The sequence below is a fragment of the Bradyrhizobium sp. ISRA442 genome (assembly GCF_038085055.1).
In the GTDB taxonomy this organism is placed as follows: Bacteria; Pseudomonadota; Alphaproteobacteria; order Rhizobiales; family Xanthobacteraceae; genus Bradyrhizobium.
On sequence record NZ_JALGCN010000005.1, the window covers coordinates 86,111 to 105,138 of the forward strand.

Consider the following 19,028-nt stretch of genomic DNA (forward strand, 5'->3'; position numbering starts at 1 on the left):
ATTGCCGGGGCGCACCTGTGCAAGCCACCCCTCGCCTGCCACACTCCCCGCGCCCGGAGTACCCCTTGCACGCCCCAGACCGCCCCCAATCCGACGCGCATCCCGCGCGGCTGATCCTGACACTGTCGCTGGCGGCGACGGTCGGGCTCGGCATCGGCCGTTTTGCCTATGCCCTGGTGCTGCCGGACATGCGGGACAGCCTGAACTGGTCCTACTCGGCGGCCGGCTTCATGAACACCATCAACGCCGTCGGCTACCTTGCGGGCGCGCTGATGGCCTCCCGGCTGATCGGGCGGGTCGGCTGGTCGGTCGCGATCCGCGGCGGAACGGTGGCCTGCGTCGCCGCCCTCGCGGTGTGCGCGCTGACCGGCAATTTCGTCGCGCTGAGCCTTGCGCGACTCGTGCTGGGCCTGGGCGCCGCGGCCGGCTTCGTCGCCGGCGGCGCGCTGGCCGCCATCATCGCGCAGGCCCATCCGCAGCGGGCGAATTTCCTGCTCAGCCTGTTCTATGCCGGCCCTGGCGTGGGCATCCTCGCCTCCGGGCTGATTGCGCCGTTTGCCTTGCAGTATTTCGGGCCGGGCTCGTGGTGGATCGTGTGGTGGACGCTGGCGCTGCTCTCCGCCGCGATGACGATCCCGCTGTTCCTGATCCGCATCGAGAGCCGCGCGCGTTTCACGGAAGGCACCCACGCCTCCTTCGCGATCCCTCCCGTGCTGATCTATCTCGCCGGCTATTTCCTGTTCGGCGCGGGCTACATCGCCTACATGACCTTCATGATCGCCTATGTGCGCGATGCCGGCGGCGGCGCCGCTGCACAGGCCGCGTTCTGGGGCCTGATTGGCGTCAGCGCGTTTGCGACACCGTGGATCTGGCGCGGCGTGCTTGCGCTCGATCGCGGCGGACTTGCCACCGCCATCATCCTCGGCACCAACGCGCTCGGCGCCGCCCTGCCGATTCTCGGACATTCGACGATGTGGCTGACGATCTCCGCGGTCGTGTTCGGCGTCGCCTTCTTCGCGGTCGTCGGCTCGACCACCGCCTTCGTGCGCTTCAACTATCCGCATGAGGCCTGGCCGACCGCGATCGCGGCAATGACGATCTCGTTCGGCGTCGGCCAGACGCTGGGGCCAATCGTGGTCGGCGCGATCACGGATGCGCTGGGCAGCCTCTCCTATGCGCTGAACGTGTCTGCGGCGCTGCTCGCGCTCGGCGCTCTGGCGGCGCTGTGTCAGCGGAAGGTGGGGCCGAAGCACCCGGCGCCGTAGGGCGGGTTAGCGCCAGCGTAACCCACCAGTCTCTTGACGCGCGGGAGGGCGAAGCGGTGGGTTACGCTTCCGCTCTCGCTCTTCGAGCTACGGCGGACAAGTCGCTTTACCCACCATACAAATGTGGAGGCTAACTCCCGCTGAACGAATTGTACCCCTGGTCTTCCCAATAGCCGCCCTTGTAGTCGTTGGTGACTTCCATCGAGACGACGTATTTCGGGTTCTTGAAGCCGAGTTTTGTCGGCACGCGGATTTTCATCGGGAAGCCGTAGGCGCGCGGCAAAATGTCGTTCGCGAACTTGAACGTCATCTGCGTCTGCGGATGCAGCGCGCTGCGCATGTCGAGCGGCGAGTTGTAGCCGTCCTTGTCGGCGCACTGGAACCAGACATATTTGGCGCGGGTGTCGGCGCCGACCAGCTTGAGGAAGTCACGCAAGGGCGTACCGGTCCAGCTTCCGATCGCGCTCCAGCCCTCCACGCAGATGTGACGCGTGATCTGCGTGACCTGCGGCAGCTTGTAGAGATCAGGAAGCGTCCACGACTTCTTGTTGTCGACGAGGCCGCGCACCTCGAGCTTCCAGTCGTCGGCGTCGATCTCGGGCGCATCGTCGAGATCATAATAGCCGTTGAAGGGGAAAGGTTTGGTGATCGCGCTCTCGGGGAAGGTCGGCGCCAGCGCGTCGGGATTGAACATCCAGGCCTGCACGGCGTCGTTGAATTTCGACACCTTCGCCAGCATGGTCTCGGCCGAGGAGGAGTCGATGACGTCGCAGCCGGTGAGCAGCGTCAGCGCGCCGAGGCTGGCGCCGCCCGCGATGAAGCGGCGGCGGGTGAAGTCCGGCATCGCCTTGATGGAGTCCTTGATCAGCAGCCGCTTGTCGACGCCGGGGATCAGGAATGAACGCTTGGCCATGATTGTGCTCCCTCTCATCGACCGATGATCATGGCGCGCAGGCTCTTCGGCACGAGCAGCGCCAGCGCAACGTGGATCACGAGAAAGGCGCAGATCGCGGCCATGCAGAAGAAATGGACGTAGCGCGCGGTCGGATAGTCGCCGAACAGCATCACCAGATAGTAGAGCTGCACCGGCTTCCAGATCGACAGGCCCGACAGCACGATGAGGATGCCGACCACGATGATGCCGGCATAGAGCAGGCGCTGCACGTAATTGTAAACGGTGAGATCGTCATGGCTGAGCTTGAAGGTCAGCGCCGCCTTGACGTCATGGATCACACCCGCCGGCGTGATCGGCAGCAATTTTTTCCGGAAGCGGCCGGTGGCAAGACCGGTGACGAGATAGGCGAGCCCGTTGACTATCAGCAGCCACATCGCCGCGAAATGCCAGAGCAGCGCGCCACCGAGCCAGCCGCCGAGCGTGATGTCGCGGGAGAAGCTGAAGTTGAACAGCGGCGAGGCGTTGTAGATCTGCCAGCCCGACATGATCATCAGGATCACGGCAAGAGCATTGATCCAGTGCATGACCCGGACCCAGGCCGGCTGGATCACTTTGGCCGGGGTGGCCCTGGCCTGCGCTTCGGTTACGGTGAGGCTCGACATGATGGTTCCGTCCTGGGCGTCGTGTGTGGGTAAATATACGCCGGTCTTGCGCTTTCGTTACGCCCCGCTTGCTATCGAATCGATGCAAGCGAGGTATCGTCGTCACAATAAAGCGAGCCGGTGCCCCGGCTCGCCGATTCGTCACACCCTGTCTTTTCGGGGATGAAACAGGCTTGCGCGGTGTTACGTCGCGGGCATCAGCACGGTGTCGACCACATGGATGACGCCGTTCGACTGGTTGACGTTGGAGATCGTCACCATAGAGGTACCGCCCTTGGCATCGACGATCCAGGTCTTGCCGTCCATCTTCTTGACGGTGAGCTCCTCGCCTTCGGCGGTCTTCAGCTTCTTGCCGTCGGTGAGAGCGGAGGCCTCGAGCTTGCCGGGCACGACATGGTAGGTGAGGATCTTGGTCAGAGTCGCCTTGTTCTCAGGCTTGACCAGGCTATCGACGGTGCCGGCCGGCAGCTTGCCGAAGGCGGTGTTGGTCGGTGCGAACACCGTGAACGGGCCCTTGCCTTCCAGCGTCTGCACGAGACCAGCCGCCTTCACCGCCGCCACCAGCGTGGTGTGGTCCTTCGAGTTGACCGCATTCTGGATGATGTTCTTGGAGGGGAACATCGCCGCGCCGCCGACCATGACGGTCTTCTCCTCGGCGCGGACGGGTGCGACGACGGTCGCCGTGATGGCCAGTGCGCTGAAGGCGGCGGCGGCGAGATAGGCAATGCGCTTCGACATGGAGAGTCTCCCGATTGGATTGTGACCGGCAGTCGCCGGCGGATGAGTTGGGCAACGACGGACTGCGACGTTTGAGGTGAGGCAGCCCGTCGTTGGTCCGAACTACGGGAGGGTTTGCGCAGCGGTTTCGGGGAATAATTTATTGTGATGCGTGAAACTTTGCAGGAGGGATTTCGTGTGGTGGCGCGGTCGCGCTACGCGCTCATTTGTCGTCCTGGCGAAAGCCAGGACGACGAGGGAGGATGTAGCGCGCTGCACGCCTCGATGTCGTAGGGTGGGCAAAGGCGCGACAGCGCCGTGCCCACCATGTATTCGCGATTGAGGCGCGCGTTGTGGGCACGCTTCGCTTTGCCCACCCTACAGGACAACGTGTTCTGCTAATCCCTGCTCATCGGCGTCTGGATGAACCCGCGATTATGCGTCGGGCTGATCAGCACCTCGTTGATGCAGACGCGCGGCGGCATCGATGCGATGAAGGCGATGGTGCGCCCGAGATCTTCGGATTGCAGCATCCTCCCCTGCTCCTCCTCGCTCGGCACCACGGGCCGCAGCTTCAGGATTGGGGTAGCGACCTCGCCCGGCATAAGGCAGCAGGCGCGCAGGCCGTTGACGCATTCGTCCATGTTGAAGGAATGGGTCAGCGCCAGCACTGCATGCTTGGTGGTGGTGTAGGCCGGGCCCGGCATCTTCGAGACGTGGCGGCCGGCCCAGGACGAGACGTTGATGATCGAGCCGTCCTGCTGCTTGCGCATCGTCGGCAGCACCGCGCGCATGCAATACAGCACGCCGTTGAGATTGACCTGGACGAGCTTGTCCCAGCCCTCCAGTTCCATGTCCTTCCAGCTCCGCTTGGGAACGTTGATGCCGGCATTGTTCACGAGAAGGTCGATGCGGCCGTGCTTTGCGACGATTTGATCGGCCGCCTTCTGGGCATCGGCTGCGACCGACACGTCCAGCGCCAAAGCCTCGGCCGTGCCGCCAGCCTTGCTGATCTTCGCAACCACGGCATCCAGGGCATCTTTGCGCCGGCCCGAGACCACCACCGTCCAGCCGTCGGCCGCGAGCGCCTTCGCGCCGGCCTCCCCGATCCCGCTGCCGCCACCGGTGACCCAGGCCACGCGTTTCCCGTTTTTGGTCATGCAAACTGTCTCCGTTGCTTCATTGGGGCGGTTTTTGCTAATCCAGCCCTCGGTTTTGACCGGCCTTGTTTTACAAGCCTTGCGGTCGAGGAAATCTTGCATGAACGAAGCAGCCAACGCCAACCTGTTTTCCCGCCTGTTCGACGGCCTCGATGATCCCAAGCGCCTCGCGATCGAGACGCGTGATGGGACCCGTATCAGCTATGGCGATCTGATCGCACGCGCTGGACAAATGGCAAACGTGCTGGTCGCGCGCGGCGTGAAACCCGGTGACCGCGTCGCGGTCCAGGTCGAGAAATCCGTCACCAACATCGTGCTGTATCTCGCAACCGTGCGAGCCGGCGCGGTCTACCTGCCGCTCAATACCGCCTACACGCTGAACGAGCTCGACTATTTCATCGGCGATGCCGAGCCCGCGCTGGTGGTTTGCGATCCCTCCAAGGCCGAGGGCCTCGCCCCGGTTGCCGCCAAGGTGAAGGCCAAGGTCGACACGCTGGGGCCGGACGGCAATGGCTCGCTGACCGAGGCCGCCGACAAGGCCAGTAGCGAGTTCACCACAGTGCCGCGCGCAAGCGACGACCTCGCCGCCATCCTCTACACGTCCGGCACCACCGGCCGCTCCAAGGGCGCGATGCTCACGCACGACAATCTCGCATCGAACTCGTTGAGCCTCGTCGACTACTGGCGCTTCACCGACAAGGACGCGCTGATCCACGCGCTGCCGATCTATCACACCCACGGTCTGTTCGTGGCGACCAACGTGACGCTGTTCGCGCGGGCGTCGATGATCTTCCTGCCGAAGCTCGACCCCGACCTCATCATCAAGCTGATGGCGCGCGCCACGGTGCTGATGGGCGTGCCGACCTTCTATACGCGCCTGCTGCAAAATCCCGCGCTGTCGCGGGAGACGACCAGGCACATGCGGCTGTTCATCTCCGGCTCGGCGCCGCTGCTCGCCGAGACCCATCGCGAATGGTCGGCACGCACGGGCCATGCGGTGCTCGAGCGCTACGGCATGACCGAGACCAACATGAACACGTCGAATCCCTATGACGGCGAGCGTGTGCCCGGCGCGGTCGGCTTTCCCCTCCCCGGCGTCGCCGTGCGCGTGACCGAGCCCGAGACCGGCAAGGAGCTGCCGCGCGACGAGATCGGCATGATCGAGGTGAAGGGCCCGAACGTGTTCAAGGGCTATTGGCGCATGCCGGAGAAGACTAAATCCGAATTCCGGCCCGACGGCTTCTTCATCACCGGCGATCTCGGCAAGATCGACGATAAGGGTTACGTCCACATTCTCGGCCGCGGTAAGGATCTCGTGATCTCCGGCGGCTTCAATGTCTACCCGAAGGAGATCGAGACCGAGATCGACGCCATGCCCGGCGTGATCGAGTCCGCCGTGATCGGCGTGCCGCATGCGGATTTCGGCGAGGGCGTGACCGCCGTCTTGGTCTGCAACAAGGGCGCAGACGTGAGCGAGGCCTCGGTTCTGAAGGCGCTCGACGGCCGTCTGGCAAAGTTCAAGATGCCCAAGCGCGTCTTCGTCGTCGACGAGCTGCCGCGCAACACCATGGGCAAGGTGCAGAAGAATATTTTGCGGGATACGTACAAGGATATCTACGCCAAGAAGTGAGGGGCTTAGTAGCTCCGGGGCTGGGGACGCATGAAACTCGAGCAGGCTGTCCGGATCAACCATTATCTCCTTGATGCCTGCGCGGCATTGGATCGGGCCCGAATGGCCATCGCGGGGCTTGGCAAAACCGAGCGGATCGAGCTGGAAGACCGCCTCTACGGCGTCGTCGGCGCTTTGGAGGACGAATTACTCCGGCCAATTTACGAGCAGTATCCGGATCTGGAGCCCCCAAAGCCTGACTGGGAGCCGGCCACAACTAGCAGCGAGCTCACATGGGATGATGTACGCCTCCCGGCATCCGTCACCGAGGAACGGTTCGACGAGATCATTTTCTCGGCCATGAAGCCGACTTGGCGAAAGACCGCCATGATGGTGGGTCTTGTGATGGACCGCTGTAAAGAACTGGAATTGTCGATCAGTTACGAAATGATCGCGGCACGATTGAAGGTACTTGCCGACACCGATCGGATCGAAGGGATTGGCGACCTTCGTATGTGGCGACACAGCGAAGTGCGATTGAAAGATTAATTCGCCGATTATTGCCCGCCGACGAGACTCATCACAAACCTGCTTCCGACAATGAAGAGATAACAGCCGAACGCGACTTCGAGCGCGCGCTTCGACATCGCATGCGCGGCCCTCACGCCGAGCGGTGCGGTCACAAGGCTCATCGGCATCACCACCACGGCACCGATCAGCGAGACGTAGCCGAGCGCGACCGGGAATTGCAGCGCGGCGACCGCCGGATAGCGCGCAGCCGCCGGCCAGCCGGCATAGATGTAGCCGAGCGCGCCGGGGATCGAGATCAGCACCGCGAGCGCCGATGACGTCGCCACTGCCTGATGGATCGGGCGGCCATAGAAGGTCATCAGCAGATTCGAGAACAGGCCGCCGCCGATGCCCATCAGCGTCGAGAGAATGCCGACACAGAAGCCGTAGGCGCGCATCAAGGGCCCCTTCGGCAGGTCATCGCCGAGCTTCCAGCTCTCGCGCGCGAGGATGAGGCGGGCGGCCGCGGAATAGGCGACGGCAACGAACACGATCTTGAACAAGCGTTCCGGCGCGTAGCGCGCAACCACGCTGCCGGCGACGACGCCGATCACGATCGGCAGCCACCACACGCGCAGGATGCTCATGTCGACCGCACCGCGTTTGTAGTGCGCCTGGAACGATCGGATCGAGGTCGGGATGATCACCGCAAGCGAGGTGCCGACGCAGAGCGGCATCCGCACCTCCAGCGGCACGCCGGCGATGCGGAAGCATTCGTAGAACACCGGCACCAGGATGGCGCCGCCGCCGATGCCGAACACGCCGGCAAGAAAGCCACAGAGCGCGCCAACCGCGATGAGCAGGAGCGCCAGCTCGCCGATCTCCGCAATATCAAGTCCCGCCATCAGAGCTTCCAAACTTGGTTCCGGTCGTGGCCCTGCATAGACCCTTTCACATGGCGCGACTATGCGCGAAGCTGGGTGGGCTAGCTTGCGAAATGCGGAAGGATAAAGGTGGACCAGCTCGAGGCCATGGCGACCTTCGTTCAGGTGGTGGACGCCGGCAGCTTGTCCGCCGCCGCGAGGTCGCTGCCGAGTTCGCTGACATCGGTGAGCCGGCAGATCACCGCGCTGGAACAGCATTTCGGCACGCGCCTATTGGTACGAACGACGCGGCAGATGGTGCTCACGGAAGAGGGACGCATCCTCTACGAACGCGCCCGATCGATTCTCGGCGACGTCAGGGAGATCGAGGAAGCGCTGGCGGGCACGCGACGGGAGCCCTCGGGACGCCTGCGCGTCAGCGCCCCGACCTTGATGGGACGCCTGCTGATTTCGCCGCTGCTTGGCGATTTCCTACGCCGCTATCCATCGCTCTCGGTCGAGCTGTTGCTGGTCGATCGGCGCGTCGAGCTCGTGGAAGAAGATGTCCATCTCGCGCTCCGGGTCGGACGCCTGCCGGATTCGCAGCTCGTCACGCGCAAGCTGGCCGAGGTGCAAATGATCCACTGCGCGTCGCCCGACTATTTGGCGCGGCGCGGCACGCCGCAAGCGCCCTCGGACCTCATCCAGCATGACTGCCTCGTGTTTTCCGACACGCCGGGCGTTGCCATCTGGCGTTTTGGTCGCGACGGGAAGAGCGCATCCAGGGTGCGCGTATCCGGCCGGCTGTGGGTCAACAGTCTCGACGCGCTGGTCACGGCCGCGCGGAATGGCGCGGGCATCGTCCGCGTGCCGTCATGGCAGGTGGACGCAGAGCTGGCCGAGGGGCGACTGTGCCGCATCCTCGGGGATCACGAGCCGGCCCCTGCGCCGCTCCACGCGCTCTATGGGCCGTCCCTGCGGGGATCTGCGAAGATTCGGGCTTTCGTGGACTTCCTGGCCGAACGCTGGCGCAAGAACCATCCGTTCAGTTTGGTGGAGCTCTAGTGCTTTCGCCGTGGTCATTCCGGACGTGATCACCGAGCAACCCGAGCGCCGGCTGAGCGTTGCGGCTGGGTGGATTGCGGAATGTGCATATCCGTTGCCAGAAAGAGGACGATCAAAATGACTCGGGCCGGGCAAGTGAACGAGCGGGCGAGCTGAAATCCACACCCGGCGTCTTGAGAAAGCAGTCGCCAACCGCAGTCGATTAGAGGCGTTCCAATAGTGTTTTCAATGCCAATTGAGGCGTCCAAAGAAAAACTGATTCATGATTCCGTTCTTCGAGTGACTGGACACCGTCTGGTATACCAAGCCTCTGATCGGCCTTGTTTCTCGTCGCTGTAGTGCTGAACCCAGGTTCGGTTTATGGCGATTTGGTGATTGCGTCGATAGATTCGACTCCGTAAATAGGGCCGACCTTTCGCGATCCCCGCGCGCCCTTGCTGGGCCGCCATAAAACATCAAAGCCGCCCATGACCGCACGGATCGAACGACCGCTCTCGCCGCACATGCAAACCTACCGCTGGACGCTGACGATGGCGCTGTCCATCATCCACCGCGCCACCGGCATCGCCCTTTATGTGGGAACCCTGCTGCTGGCCTGGTGGCTGATCGCGGCAGCCTCGGGACCTGCCGCCTATGCCAATGTGCAGGCCTTTACCGGCAGCATCATCGGACGGCTGATCGTGTTCGGCTACACCTGGGCGCTGATGCACCATATGCTTAGCGGTATCCGGCACTTCGTGTGGGACCTCGGCTACGGCTTCAAGGCCAACGAGCGGGAAGCGCTGACCTGGGGCGCGCTGATCGGCGGCATCGCACTGACCGTGCTGATCTGGATCATCGCATACGCGATCGGAGGTGGACGATGAGCGCGACCGATACGCCGAAGCGCAGCATGCGCACCCCGCTCGGCCGCGTCCGCAATCTCGGCGCCGCGCATTCGGGCACGTCGGATTTCTGGCACCAGCGCATCACCGGCGTTGCGATGACACTGCTGATGATACCGGTGCTAGTGGTCGTCATGATGCTGCTCGGCCGCAACCAGGCCGGCGCGGCGCAGATCCTCGGCTCGCTGCCGATCGCGGTGATCATGCTGCTCTTCATCATCGCCAGCGCCTGGCACATGAAGATCGGGATGCAGGTCGTGATCGAGGACTACGTCCATAACGAGAAGCTGAAGCTCGTTTCGATCATGCTCAACAATTTCTTCTCGATCGCGGTGGCGCTCGCCTCGATCTACGCGATCCTGAAACTTTCATCCGGAGTGTAACCCATGGCCGCAGCGACGAATGGCAAGGGCAACGGCGCTCCCGCCACCAACGGAAAAGCCTACCCGATCGAAGACCACACCTATGACGTCGTCGTGGTCGGCGCCGGCGGCGCCGGCCTGCGTGCCGTGGTCGGCTGCAGCGAGGCGGGCCTGCGCACGGCTTGCATCACCAAGGTGTTCCCGACGCGCTCGCACACGGTCGCGGCGCAGGGCGGCATCTCGGCCTCGCTCGGCAACATGCACAAGGACGACTGGCGCTGGCACATGTACGACACCGTGAAGGGGTCGGACTGGTTAGGGGACCAGGACGCGATCGAATACATGGTGCGCAACGCGCCCGAGGCGGTTTACGAGCTCGAGCATTGGGGCGTGCCGTTCTCGCGCACCGAGGACGGCAAGATCTATCAGCGTCCGTTCGGCGGCATGACCATGGATTACGGCAAGGGCCAGGCGCAGCGCACCTGCGCGGCCGCCGACCGCACCGGCCACGCCATGCTGCACACGATGTACGGCCAGTCGCTGCGCCATGCGGCCGAGTTCTTCATCGAGTTCTTCGCCATCGACCTGATCATGGACGACCAGGGTGCCTGCCGCGGCGTGATCGCGCTCAAACTCGACGACGGCACGCTGCACCGCTTCCGCGCCCAGACCACGATTCTCGCGACCGGCGGCTACGGCCGCGCCTACGCCTCCTGCACCTCGGCCCATACTTGCACGGGTGATGGCGGCGGCATGGTGCTGCGCGCAGGGCTGCCGCTCCAGGACATGGAGTTCGTGCAGTTCCATCCGACCGGCATCTACGGCTCGGGGTGTCTGGTCACCGAAGGGGCGCGCGGCGAAGGCGGCTATCTCGTCAACTCCGAGGGCGACCGCTTCATGGAGCGCTACGCGCCGTCCGCCAAGGACCTCGCCTCGCGCGACGTCGTCTCGCGCGCAATGACCATCGAGATCCGCGAAGGCCGCGGCGTCGGCAAGAAGAAGGATCACATCTTCCTGCATCTCGACCACCTCGATCCCGCAGTGCTGGCCGAGCGGCTGCCGGGCATCTCCGAATCCGCGAAGATCTTCGCCAATGTCGACGTGACGCGCGAGCCGATCCCGATCGTGCCGACCGTGCACTACAACATGGGCGGCATTCCGACGAACTATCACGGCGAGGTGCTGACCAAGAAGGACGGCGACGATAACGCGGTGATTCCGGGCCTGATGGCCATCGGCGAGGCCGCTTGCGTCTCCGTGCACGGAGCCAATCGCCTCGGCTCCAACTCGCTGATCGACCTCGTCGTGTTCGGCCGCGCCGCCGCGCTGCGCCTGGCCGAGAAGCTCACGGCCAACGCCAAGCAACCTGAGCTGCCGGCGAACTCGGCCGAGATGGCGCTCGGCCGCCTCGACCATTACCGCTATGCCTCCGGCGGCACGCCGACCGCGAAGCTGCGCGAGGGCATGCAGCACGTGATGCAGAACAACTGCGCCGTGTTCCGCACCGGCGAAGTGCTGAGCGAAGGCCAGAACCTGATCCAGAAGGTCCACAGCGGCATCACCGACATTGCTGTCTCCGACCGCTCGCTGGTGTGGAATTCCGACCTCGTCGAGACGCTCGAGTTCGACAATCTGATCTCGCAGGCGGTGGTGACGATGAACTCGGCCGCCAACCGCACCGAGAGCCGCGGCGCGCATGCCCGCGAAGACTTCGCCGAACGCGACGACAAGAACTGGATGAAGCACACGCTGGCCTGGCTGGACGACGCCGGCAAGGTCAAGATCGAGTACCGTCCGGTACACAACTACACCATGACCAACGACGTGCAGTACATCGCGCCGAAGGCGCGCGTGTATTGATCGAACAGCGAAGGCCTTATCGAAAATGGTTGAATTCGCACTTCCGAAGAACTCGAAGATCACCGGCGGCAAGACCTGGCCGAAGCCCGCAGGCGCGACGGAGCTGCGCGAATTCCGCGTCTATCGCTGGAATCCGGACGACGGCAAGAATCCGAGCATCGACACCTATTACGTCGACACCAACGACTGCGGCCCGATGGTGCTGGACGGACTGATCTGGATCAAGAACCACATCGACCCGTCGCTGACCTTCCGCCGCTCCTGCCGCGAAGGCGTCTGCGGCTCCTGCGCCATGAACATCGACGGCCAGAACACGCTCGCCTGCACCCGGTCGATGCACGACGTGAAGGACGGCGCGGTGAAGATCAATCCGCTCCCGCACCAGCCCGTGGTCAAGGACCTCGTCCCCGACCTCACCAATTTCTATGCGCAGTACGCCTCCATCGAGCCGTGGCTGAAGACGACCTCGCCGACGCCACAGAAGGAATGGCGCCAGAGCCACGAGGACCGCGAGAAGCTCGACGGCCTCTACGAGTGCATCCTCTGCGCCTGCTGCTCGACCTCGTGCCCCAGCTACTGGTGGAATAGCGAACGCTATCTCGGTCCCGCCGCGCTGCTCCAGGCTAACCGCTGGGTCTCCGATTCCCGTGACGAGGCGACCGGCGAACGGCTCGATGATCTCGAGGACCCGTTCCGGCTCTACCGCTGCCACACCATCATGAACTGCGCCAAAGCCTGCCCGAAGGGCCTCAACCCGGCGGAAGCCATCGCCGAGCTGAAGCTCAAGATGGTCGAACGGCAGATCTAGCCATCCTTCGATGCCCCGCCGGGACGGCCGGGGCATGCCGCGATCGCCGCCAACTTGAATAGAATTTGCCGCGACCCGCGCCGCGGGCGACTCCTTGGAGTACAACCAAAGGTTCCATTCACAAGTCACTTCCTTCCTCACGGGAAATTCAAGTAAGCTCACCCGTCAGGGACCGGAGCGACCGTGCAGGGCGCGCAACGCAACTCGCTGAGGCTGTTGCAGTGGATGATGGTGGCATCCCTGGCGCTGCCGATTGCGCTGTTCGTGATCGCTTCCGCGATCTCCTACGCCTCGACCAGGGACACCGCCGACCGCGAGATCGAGCGCACGCTCGATGTCGCGCATGAGCACGCGCTCAAGGTGTTCGAGACCATCGACCGCAGCCTCGCCGAGCTCAATGAGGTGGTGCGCGGCATTCCCGACGACGTCATCCGCTCGCGCGAGCCGGCGCTACACCGGCGCCTGAAGCGGCTAACGGATTTGCTGCCGCAGCTCAAATCGGCATGGATTTTCGACGCGGACGGACGATCGCTGGTCAACAGCCTCGCCTCGCCGCCGCCCGAGCTCACATTCGCCGACCGCGATTACTTCTATGCCCATGCCGACCAGAACATCGGCACTTTCATCGGCACGCCCCTAACGCCGCGCGCGCCCTATCAGGGGGCGCGCTTCTTCGGGATGAGCCGCCGCCGCGATTCCGATGACGGCCGCTTCATCGGCGTGATCCAGGCGTCCGTCCTGCCGGAATATTTCGAGAGTTTCTACGCCCGGATCGGCTCCGATCCCGGCAGCTTCTTCGCGATGGGCCGCACCGACGGCGTGGTGCTGGCGCATTTCCCGCGGCTCGATCGCGACGTCCGGCTCGACCCGGCCGGACCGGTCGGCCAGAAGATCGCAGCAAGCCCCGAGCACGGCCTCATCACCATCGCCTGGCCCTCGGACGGAATCGAGCGCCGCATCGGCTACCGGCACGTCGCGGAATATCCGATCTATGTCAGCGCCGGACTCGAGACGTCGGCGATCCGCGCGCGCTGGTTTGCCACCATGGGCCAGCATCTGGTGTTCGGCGTTCCCGCAACCGCACTCCTTTTTCTGCTGCTCGCGCTGGCGTTCCGGCGCACCCAACATCTGCAGGCCGAAGCGGCGCGGCGGCGGGAGGCTGAGGAGGCGCTCAAGCACAGCCAGCGCCTGGAGGCGCTGGGACAGCTCACCGGCGGCGTCGCGCACGACTTCAACAACCTCCTCACCGTGATCCGCGCCTCCGTCGATCTGTTGAACAGGCCGCAACTGACGGAGGAACGGCGCCAACGCTACATCACCGCGATCGCGGAGGCGGTCGCGCGCGCTGCCAAGCTGACCTCGCAGCTACTGGCGTTCGCACGGCGCCAGACCCTGAAGCCCGAGGTGTTCGACATCGGCGCGCGGATGCAGTCGCTGCACGACATGCTCGCCACGCTGCTCGGACCGGCGATCGAGATCACGATGCGGCTGCCGGCGGAGCCTTGCCTCGTCAATGCCGATGCCGGCCAGTTCGAGACGGCGCTGATCAACATGGCGACCAATGCGCGCGATGCCATGCAGGGCAAGGGCCGGATCGCCTTTACCGTGCAGACGGCGACAACCATTCCGAACACGCTGGCGCATCACGCCGGCAGCCAAAGCTTTGTCAGCATCGCGGTCAGCGACACCGGCGTCGGCATTCCCGCAGGCCAGATCGGACGCATCTTCGAGCCGTTCTTCACCACCAAGCAGGTCGGCCACGGCACCGGTCTCGGCCTGTCGCAGGTGTTCGGCTTCGCGAGGCAATCCGGCGGTGAAGTCACGGTGGAGAGCGAAGTCGGCCAGGGCAGCACCTTCTCGCTCTATTTGCCGCGCGTGCCGCCCGAGGTGCTGCCGCAACGACAGGCGCCGAACACCGCGCCGGCGGAGACCGGCAGCGGCATCTCGGTGCTGGTGGTCGAGGACAACATCGAGCTTGGCAATTTTGCCGCCGACGGCCTCACCGAGCTCGGCTACAGCATCACGCTGGTCGACAACGCCGCCGACGCGCTCTCGGAGCTGGTCGTGGATGCCGATCGCTTCGATGTCGTGTTCACGGATGTTGTGATGCCCAGCATGACCGGGCTCGATCTCGCCCAGGCGATCCATGATCGCGGCATCGGCGTGCCGGTCGTGCTGACCACCGGCTACAGCCAGGCGCTGTCCCAGGACGGGGTCGCCGGCTTCGACCTTGTGCAAAAGCCCTATTCGATTGAGGAACTGTCGCGCGCGCTGCATCGGGCCGCGCGACTGCGCCGGGTGCGCGACGGCGCCGCCGAATGAATTGACGCCGCGCATGTAGCCCGACGTTGGAGCCGGCGGCAAAACCGGCTATGCATGCGCCGCTTGCAACGAGGATCGCCTGCGTGACGCCCGACAACGACCCTTCGCCCGCGCCATTCGGCGCGTTTGCGCCGAATGCGGCGCAGGCCGCGATCATTCGCCTCGCCCAGCAGTCAGGGCTGAAGCGCGGCGCATTCCGTCCGTGGTTGTCGCGGCTGGTCAATCTGATGCGCGGCGGTCCTGTCGACGTCAGCTATCAGGGCGCCTCGTTCCGCTTCTATCACCAAGGCAGCGCGACCGAGCGCGGTGCGCTGTTCAATCCCGACTACAATCTCGATGAGCTCGATTTTCTGCGCCAACACACGCCGACTGGCGGCGTGTTCGTCGACGTCGGGGCCAATGTCGGCACCTTCGCGCTGGTGATGGCGCGCCAGGTTGGCCCTGAGGGCAAGGTGGTTGCGATCGAGCCGCACCCAACGACCTTTGCACGGCTCTCGTTCAATTGCGCCGCATCGAGAGCAACACAGGTACGCCTGGTGCAGGCCGCCGCCGGCGACAGCGACGGCGAGCTGATGATCGAGACCGACGGCGGCAATCTCGGCGCCAGCCATGTCGTGACCGGGGCAGCCAGCGCCGATGCGATCAAGGTCCCGTCGTTGCGCCTGACACGAATTCTCGACGAGGCCGGCGTGACAAAGGTCGATGCGCTGAAGATCGACGTCGAGGGTTTTGAGGACCGCGTGCTGATCGGCTTCTTCAGGGATGCCCCGCCCTCATTGTGGCCTCGCGCCGTCGTTATCGAACATCTGTCACAAAACGAATGGCGCGAGGATTGTATTGCAGAGATGGTCGCGCGCGGCTTTGCAATCACGCGCAAGACACGGAGCAACACGTTCCTCTCACGCTGACGCCGACGAACAACGGAGCTTGCGATGATCGATCACATGGGCTTCCCGGTCTCCGACTACGAGCGCGCCAAGGCGTTCTATGTCAAGGCGCTGGCACCGCTCGGCTACACCCTGATCATGGAAGTGACGCAGGAGCAGACCGGCCACGATCCGGCCGCAGGTTTCGGCGCCGACGGTAAGCCGGATTTCTGGATCGGCGGCGAAGGCGCGTTGAACAAGCCGGTGCACGTCGCGATCCTGGCCAAGGACCGCGCCGCGGTCGATGCCTTCTACAAGGCGGCACTGGCGGCAGGCGGCCGCGACAACGGAGCGCCCGGCATTCGCGCACATTATCATCCGAACTACTACGGCGCCTTCGTGCGCGATCCCGACGGCCACAACATTGAGGCTGTCTGCCACGCTCCGGAATAGACGAGTTCCCACACCACGCGAGAAGGAACATCGGCGCGGCATCATCGTTGTCGTTCTCTGGACAACTGAATTCGATGTACCGATGCCAATCGAACCGCCTGAGATTCCGCCAGCGACACCAGGCACTCCGTCGGAGCCGCCGCCGGGGATTCCGCCGGGCAACCCGCAGCCCGACATTGTGCCGCCCGTGCACGAGCCCGACGCACCACCGCGGCCGGATGAATTGCCGCCGCGCATTCCCGAAGAGATTCCACCGCGCGGACCGAACGGACCGCACACGCCGAATCCTGCGACGGATGCAAGTTAGCTGCGGGACCACACATGAGGCGACCACCACATATGAGGCGATTGCAACCTGCGTCTGAATGCGCAATGAACGTCGATCGTGTGACATGATTTGCATGTAGAAATAAATCGGGCCGCCACATCTTCGCCCGCCACAATGCGGCCCAACGCGTAGCTGTTCATCACCTAACTTCGTCAAAGAACCTTCCGGGGAATTTCTCGACATGACCAATCTTCGCTTCGTGCTGCTTGCCACGACGGCTCTGACCGCGATGCAATTCGCAAGCTCCGCATCGCATGCGCAAAGCGCACCGCCGCTCGTGGTTGCACAAGCCCAGACGCAAGAGACGGGCCCTGACGGAAAACCGAAGCAGCCGCCGAAGGAGAAGGAGCAGCCGAAAGGACCGCCGCCCGCTGCGCGCCCCACCGCACCGCCTCAACCGCCAGCAGCTCCTACGCGTCCGAGCGCACCGCCGCCTGCGGCTGCGCCGCCGCACGCTCCCACGCCACCGCCCGCGGCCGCGCCGTCACGCCCGACGCCACCTCCGCCGCCGCCCGCGACGCATCAGGCGCCTCCTCCTCAGCCGCCGGCACCGCCTGCCGCCCCGAAGCAGCCGTCGCCGCCGCCGGCTGCGGCTCCGCAGCAGCACGCACCGACCCCACCTCCGCCAGCGCCGCCCGCGGCTCGCCCGACGCCGACACCGCCACCTCCGGCACCGCCCGCAGCGCGTCCCGCTCCGACGCCGCCCGCAGCGGCTCCTCAGACACGTCCCGCGCCGGCGCCCACAGCCACGCCGTCTCCTGCACCCGCAGCGCCGGGTGCGCGCCCGGCCGCGCCTGCCCCGACAACCACACCTGCACCTGCGCCAACGGCGACGCCGGCTCCGGGCAGCACGCCTGGCGCGCCGCCGGCTGGACGCCCCGGTGCACCGCCGCCCGGACGCCCCGGGGCACCTCCACCGGCCGCGGGAACGCCATCGCCGGCTCCCGGTGCCTCGCCGGCGCCGACGGCGACGCCTGCTCCCGCGGCGCCAACGACTCGGGCCACGCCGAGCCCGACGCCCGTACCAACCGCTACACCCGCTCCTGGCGGCGCGACGACCACGCCGCCGGCCGGACGTACGGGTCCGGCACCAACGCCCGCACCCGGCGCAACCCCAGCCCCGACGGCAACGCCGGCCCCCGGCGGCGCCGTGACGCCGGCGCCGGGACGTCAGGGCGGGACGCCGCCCGCGGGCGCGCCCGCTGCTGGAACTCCGGCTGCACCGCCGCAGGCGGGTGCCCCGGCCCGGCCCACGCCTCCCGCCGGCGCCGCGGCGCCGACTGTCGTCCCTGGCACGCCAGCCGCTGCGCCACCGCCCAACAGGGCGCAATACGCTCCGCCGACGGTTGCGCCGGCCTTCCGGGCCGCGCCTACGGTCGCAGCCCCGCTGCCGCCACCGCCGCGTCCGCCACAGCGTGACCTGACGCCGCTGGCTGTCGGTGCAGGCGTAGTGGCTGGAGCCGTGATCGGCGCGACCATCGCCGACCTCCACAACCAGCGACGCGAGGTCGTCGAAGGCGGCCGCACCGTCTACACCGAGCCGGACCGGATTATCATCCGCGACCCGAGCGGGCAGGAGTACGTCCGCGGCAACGATCTCTATCGCTTCCGTTATGGGGCCCGCGACATCCGCACCGACACCGTCGGCGGTGAAACCCGCACCGTCGTGGTCCGTCCCGATGGCAGCGAGGTGATCACCGTGGTCGGTGCTGACGGTCAGTTGCTGCGGCGAATCCGCAGGGACCCCGGCGGGCGCGAGATCGTCATCATCGACAACAGCTACCGCGACCCGCGGGCAGTCGGCGGCTTCTATGTCGACGTGCCGCCGCCGGTCATCAATATTCCCTACGACCGCTACATTGTCGACTCCGCGGATGCGTCGCCGGACGTGATCTACGAGACCATGGAGGCGCCGCCGGTACAACGGATCGAACGGCGCTACTCGCTCGACGAGATCCGCTACAGCCCCAATGTCCGCATGCAGATGCCGAGCATCGACGTCAACACGATCAATTTCGAGACGGGATCGTGGACCATCCCACCAGACCAGGCTGCGCGGCTGCAAGTGATCGCCGACGGTCTCAACCGGGCGATCCAGCGCAACCCGCGCGAGGTGTTCCTGATCGAGGGCCACACCGACGCGGTCGGCAACGACGTCGACAATCTGTCATTGTCGGACCGCCGTGCGCAGGCCGCGGCCGAATTGCTGACCCAGCAGTTCAATGTGCCGGCGGAAAACCTGACGTCGCAGGGCTACGGCAAGCAGTATCTGAAGGAGCAAACGGACGGACCGAGCCGGATCAACCGGCGCGTCACCATCCGCCGCATCACGCCGCTGCTCAACGGCGGCCAGGCCTCGCTGCCGCCGCCCCCGCCCGGCACCGCGCCGCCGCGCTGAG

At 65.3% G+C, this 19,028-nt stretch carries 18 protein-coding genes; 13 read left to right on the forward strand and 5 right to left on the reverse strand.

Going from position 1 to position 19,028, the window contains the following annotated elements; all coding sequences use genetic code 11:
• Window positions 1-65: 65 nt before the first annotated feature.
• Window positions 66-1,265: a YbfB/YjiJ family MFS transporter gene (locus tag MTR72_RS12645; RefSeq protein WP_280967636.1), complete on the forward strand. Its 1,200-nt coding sequence runs from the start codon at window positions 66-68 to the stop codon at window positions 1,263-1,265.
• A gap of 130 nt (window positions 1,266-1,395) precedes the next feature.
• Here the strand turns inward: MTR72_RS12645 and MTR72_RS12650 are convergent, their stop codons facing one another.
• From MTR72_RS12650 to MTR72_RS12665, 4 genes are all read right to left on the reverse strand, one after another.
• Window positions 1,396-2,178, reverse strand: a complete 783-nt coding sequence (locus tag MTR72_RS12650) for a molybdopterin-binding protein (protein ID WP_280967635.1) — start codon at window positions 2,176-2,178, stop codon at window positions 1,396-1,398.
• 14 nt (window positions 2,179-2,192) lie between these two features.
• Window positions 2,193-2,822, reverse strand: coding sequence for a cytochrome b/b6 domain-containing protein (locus tag MTR72_RS12655; protein WP_280967634.1), 630 nt, complete (start codon window positions 2,820-2,822; stop codon window positions 2,193-2,195).
• 183 nt (window positions 2,823-3,005) lie between these two features.
• Window positions 3,006-3,560: a fasciclin domain-containing protein gene (locus MTR72_RS12660; RefSeq protein ID WP_280967633.1), complete on the reverse strand. Its 555-nt coding sequence runs from the start codon at window positions 3,558-3,560 to the stop codon at window positions 3,006-3,008.
• 377 nt (window positions 3,561-3,937) lie between these two features.
• Complete coding sequence (locus MTR72_RS12665; RefSeq protein WP_280967632.1) at window positions 3,938-4,699, reverse strand: SDR family oxidoreductase; 762 nt, start codon at window positions 4,697-4,699, stop codon at window positions 3,938-3,940.
• A gap of 100 nt (window positions 4,700-4,799) precedes the next feature.
• On the opposite strand from MTR72_RS12665, the gene MTR72_RS12670 reads away from it, so the two are divergent.
• Window positions 4,800-6,329 (forward strand): malonate--CoA ligase, encoded by a 1,530-nt coding sequence (locus MTR72_RS12670; RefSeq protein ID WP_280967631.1) that lies wholly within the window; start codon window positions 4,800-4,802, stop codon window positions 6,327-6,329.
• A 30-nt stretch (window positions 6,330-6,359) separates the two neighbouring features.
• Entirely contained in the window at window positions 6,360-6,857 is a 498-nt protein-coding gene (locus MTR72_RS12675; RefSeq protein WP_280967630.1) for a DUF3658 domain-containing protein, read from the forward strand.
• Between the two features lie 8 nt (window positions 6,858-6,865).
• On the opposite strand, the gene MTR72_RS12680 is transcribed toward MTR72_RS12675, so the two are convergent.
• Window positions 6,866-7,726, reverse strand: a complete 861-nt coding sequence (locus MTR72_RS12680; protein WP_341510434.1) for a sulfite exporter TauE/SafE family protein — start codon at window positions 7,724-7,726, stop codon at window positions 6,866-6,868.
• A gap of 105 nt (window positions 7,727-7,831) precedes the next feature.
• Here MTR72_RS12680 and MTR72_RS12685 point away from each other — a divergent pair, with 105 nt between their 5' ends.
• The 10 genes from MTR72_RS12685 (at window position 7,832) to MTR72_RS12730 (ending at window position 19,027) form a co-directional block, all read left to right on the forward strand.
• Complete coding sequence (locus MTR72_RS12685) at window positions 7,832-8,746, forward strand: LysR family transcriptional regulator (protein ID WP_280967629.1); 915 nt, start codon at window positions 7,832-7,834, stop codon at window positions 8,744-8,746.
• 467 nt (window positions 8,747-9,213) lie between these two features.
• Window positions 9,214-9,612: a succinate dehydrogenase, cytochrome b556 subunit gene (gene sdhC, locus MTR72_RS12690; protein WP_280967628.1), complete on the forward strand. Its 399-nt coding sequence runs from the start codon at window positions 9,214-9,216 to the stop codon at window positions 9,610-9,612.
• Window positions 9,609-10,013, forward strand: a complete 405-nt coding sequence (sdhD, locus tag MTR72_RS12695; RefSeq protein ID WP_280967627.1) for a succinate dehydrogenase, hydrophobic membrane anchor protein — start codon at window positions 9,609-9,611, stop codon at window positions 10,011-10,013. The genes sdhC and sdhD overlap by 4 nt, the downstream gene beginning before the upstream one ends.
• Window positions 10,014-10,016: 3 nt before the next feature.
• Complete coding sequence (sdhA, locus tag MTR72_RS12700; protein ID WP_341510390.1) at window positions 10,017-11,852, forward strand: succinate dehydrogenase flavoprotein subunit; 1,836 nt, start codon at window positions 10,017-10,019, stop codon at window positions 11,850-11,852.
• Window positions 11,853-11,877: 25 nt separating this feature from the next.
• Complete coding sequence (locus tag MTR72_RS12705; protein ID WP_280967625.1) at window positions 11,878-12,660, forward strand: succinate dehydrogenase iron-sulfur subunit; 783 nt, start codon at window positions 11,878-11,880, stop codon at window positions 12,658-12,660.
• A 183-nt stretch (window positions 12,661-12,843) separates the two neighbouring features.
• Window positions 12,844-14,982, forward strand: a complete 2,139-nt coding sequence (locus MTR72_RS12710) for a hybrid sensor histidine kinase/response regulator (RefSeq protein WP_280967624.1) — start codon at window positions 12,844-12,846, stop codon at window positions 14,980-14,982.
• An 83-nt stretch (window positions 14,983-15,065) separates the two neighbouring features.
• Window positions 15,066-15,890: an FkbM family methyltransferase gene (locus MTR72_RS12715; protein ID WP_280967623.1), complete on the forward strand. Its 825-nt coding sequence runs from the start codon at window positions 15,066-15,068 to the stop codon at window positions 15,888-15,890.
• 24 nt (window positions 15,891-15,914) lie between these two features.
• Complete coding sequence (locus MTR72_RS12720; protein ID WP_280967622.1) at window positions 15,915-16,301, forward strand: VOC family protein; 387 nt, start codon at window positions 15,915-15,917, stop codon at window positions 16,299-16,301.
• Between the two features lie 82 nt (window positions 16,302-16,383).
• The gene (locus MTR72_RS12725) at window positions 16,384-16,608 is read left to right on the forward strand and encodes a hypothetical protein (protein WP_280967621.1); all 225 of its coding nucleotides are present in this window, start codon (window positions 16,384-16,386) and stop codon (window positions 16,606-16,608) included.
• A gap of 202 nt (window positions 16,609-16,810) precedes the next feature.
• Window positions 16,811-19,027 (forward strand): OmpA family protein, encoded by a 2,217-nt coding sequence (locus MTR72_RS12730; RefSeq protein ID WP_280967620.1) that lies wholly within the window; start codon window positions 16,811-16,813, stop codon window positions 19,025-19,027.
• Window position 19,028: the final 1 nt, after the last annotated feature.